General features: G+C 61.0%; 2 protein-coding genes. Both read right to left on the bottom strand.

Annotated features, from left to right (window positions below; genetic code table 11):
- Positions 1-632: DNA gyrase subunit A (locus A2J03_RS21630; protein ID WP_331712385.1), on the bottom strand; the 632-nt coding region annotated here is incomplete at its 3' end.
- Between the two features lie 49 nt (positions 633-681).
- Positions 682-1,255: toprim domain-containing protein (locus A2J03_RS21625; RefSeq protein WP_231912642.1), on the bottom strand; the 574-nt coding region annotated here is incomplete at its 5' end.

Here is a 1,255-nt window from a genome sequence, read left to right as displayed (position 1 = left end):
AAGACGGCGTCACCGAGCTCACGAAGGTTGTGGGGCGGGATGTTGGTGGCCATTCCGACGGCGATGCCATTGGAACCGTTCATCAACAGGTTCGGTACCCGCGACGGAAGTACCGTCGGCTCTTGGGTTTTGCCGTCGTAGTTGGGGATGAAGTCGACGGTTTCCTCGTCGATGTCGCGCAGCATCTCCATGGCGAGCGGCGTGAGACGGGCCTCGGTGTAACGCATGGCGGCCGCGCCGTCGTTGCCGCGGGATCCGAAGTTACCCTGACCGTCGACGAGCGGGTAGCGCATCGACCACGGCTGCGCGAGGCGAACCAACGCGTCGTAGATCGAGGTGTCGCCGTGTGGATGGTAGTTACCCATCGTTTCGGCAACGGGGCGTGCGGATTTGACGTAACTACGGTCGGGGCGGAAGCCCGAGTCGTACATCGCGTACAGAACACGGCGGTGCACGGGCTTGAGACCGTCACGCACCTCGGGCAGTGCACGACCGACGATGACGCTCATGGCGTAGTCGATGTAGCTGCGTTGCATTTCCTGCTGGATGTCGACCGGATCGATCCGGTCGCCGCCCTCGGCATTCGTGGTCTGTCCGGGAGGCCCGACAGGAGGCTCGGTAATGTCCGACATCAATTCTCCTTTTAAGCGGAAGTCTTCGTGGCGAAAGCGGATTCAGGCATCACACGTCGAGGAATCGAACATCCTTGGCGTTGCGCGCGATGAAACTGCGTCGGGCACTGACGTCTTCGCCCATGAGAACGCTGAACAGCTCGTCGGCTGCCGCGGCATCGTCGAGGGTGACAAGTCGGAGCACTCGAACGGCGGGATCCATGGTTGTCTCCCACAGTTCCTTGGCATTCATCTCACCGAGGCCTTTGTACCGCTGGACACCGTCTTCGACGTTGATCTTGCGCTTGTTGGCGATACCCGCTTCGAGCAAACCGTCGCGCTCGCGGTCCGAGTACGCGAAGTCCGGTTCGCCGCGACTCCACTTCAGTTTGTACAGCGGCGGCATGGCGAGGTAGACGTGACCGTTCTCGATCAACGGACGCATGAAGCGGAACAGCAGCGTCATCAGAAGGGTGGAGATGTGCTGGCCGTCGACGTCGGCGTCGGCCATCAGCACGATCTTGTGATAGCGAAGCTTGGTCAGATCGAACTCGTCGTGGATGCCGGTACCGAACGCGGTGATGATCGACTGAACCTCGTTGTTCTTGAGGACGCGGTCGATGCGGGCCTTCTCGACGTTGATG

The organism is Rhodococcus sp. EPR-157 (genome assembly GCF_001647195.1).
Taxonomy (GTDB): Bacteria; Actinomycetota; Actinomycetes; order Mycobacteriales; family Mycobacteriaceae; genus Rhodococcoides.
The sequence above is the reverse complement of the archived record's forward strand: the minus strand, read 5'-3'. Positions and strand labels throughout refer to the sequence as shown.